The organism is Streptomyces fuscigenes (assembly GCF_021556455.1).
In the GTDB taxonomy this organism is placed as follows: domain Bacteria; phylum Actinomycetota; class Actinomycetes; order Streptomycetales; family Streptomycetaceae; genus Streptomyces; species Streptomyces fuscigenes.
On sequence record NZ_JAKGCV010000759.1, the window covers coordinates 1 to 1,353 of the forward strand.

General features: G+C 76.9%; 1 protein-coding gene. It reads left to right on the forward strand.

The window, feature by feature from the left end:
- Positions 1-223: 223 nt before the first annotated feature.
- Positions 224-1,342, forward strand: coding sequence for a GlxA family transcriptional regulator (locus L1885_RS28385; protein ID WP_235800006.1), 1,119 nt, complete (start codon positions 224-226; stop codon positions 1,340-1,342).
- Positions 1,343-1,353: the final 11 nt, after the last annotated feature.

A 1,353-nucleotide genomic window follows, 5' to 3' on the forward strand; every position in this document is an offset into this window, starting at 1 on the left:
CCCCGCCGTCGCCGCCGCCGCGCTCACTGCCCTCGCGCTCACCGCTGCCGCGGTCGCCGCGGCTCCCGTGGCCGGCGGGCGCCCCCTGCCCGCCCCGGCCGCCGTCGTTCCCGTCGCCGTGGTTCCCGCTCGCGGTCGTAGTCGCAGTCACGCATGCCAGCATCCGGACAGATGCCGCGGTGGGGCCAGTGGCCCGAGGGACATGCTTCGCTAGGATCGGGCCATGGCCATGACGATCTCCGGCGCCCCCGCACCGGCCGCACACGGCGGCACGCCCGCCCCGGACGGAGCCCCCGAAGGCGCGGGAAGCGCGCCGGGCACGCGGCCCCACCGCGTCGCCGTGCTGGCGCTGGACGGCGTGATCCCGTTCGAACTCGGCATCCCCCAGCGCATCTTCGGCCGCGCCCGGGGCCCGGCGGGCGACAGTCTGTACGCCGTCTCCACGTGCGGCGTCGAGGGGCCGGGCCCGGTCCGTACGAACGCGGATTTCGCGATCCTCGTCGAGAACGGGCCCGAGGTCCTGGAGACCGCCGACACCGTCGTCGTCCCGGCCTCCTACGAGACCGGATCCGTCTTCGTCGACGGCACGCTCCCGGCCGGCATCGCGGCGGCCCTGGCCCGCATCCGGCCGGGCACCCGCCTCGTGTCCATCTGCACCGGCAGCTTCGTGCTGGCCGCCGCGGGCCTGCTCGACGGGCGGCCCGCGACCACCCACTGGAGCAGCGCCGACCAGCTCCAGCGGCTCCACCCGCGGGTCAGGGTCGACCCGAACGTGCTGTTCGTGGACGACGGCGACATCCTCACCTCGGCGGGCGTCGCCGCCGGCATCGACCTGTGCCTGCACATCGTGCGGCGCGACCACGGCACGGCCGTCGCCAACGAGGTCGCGCGGGGGACCGTCGTGCCGCCCTTCCGGGAGGGCGGCCAGGCGCAGTACATCGAGCGCCCGCTGCCCGAGCCCCGGCAGGCGAGCACCGCGCGGGCCCGGGCCTGGGCCCAGGCCCGGCTCCACGAACCGATCACCCTGCGGGACATGGCCGAGCGGGAGGCCATGTCGGTGCGCACGTTCACCCGCCGCTTCCGCGAAGAGGCGGGCGTCAGCCTCGGCCAGTGGCTGATCCGGCAACGGGTCGAGCGGGCGAGGCAGTTGCTGGAGTCCACCGACCTCTCGGTCGACCGGATCGCGCGCGACGCCGGCTTCGGCACGGCGCAGTCCCTGCGCCAGCACCTCCAGGCCGCGCTGGGAGTGGCGCCGACGGCGTACCGCCGCACCTTCCGCGTGCGCGCGGACGCCGCGCCGCTTCCGGGGGGCCCGGCGGCCACGCCCCCGGCCGGCGCGTAGGCCCCCGGGGT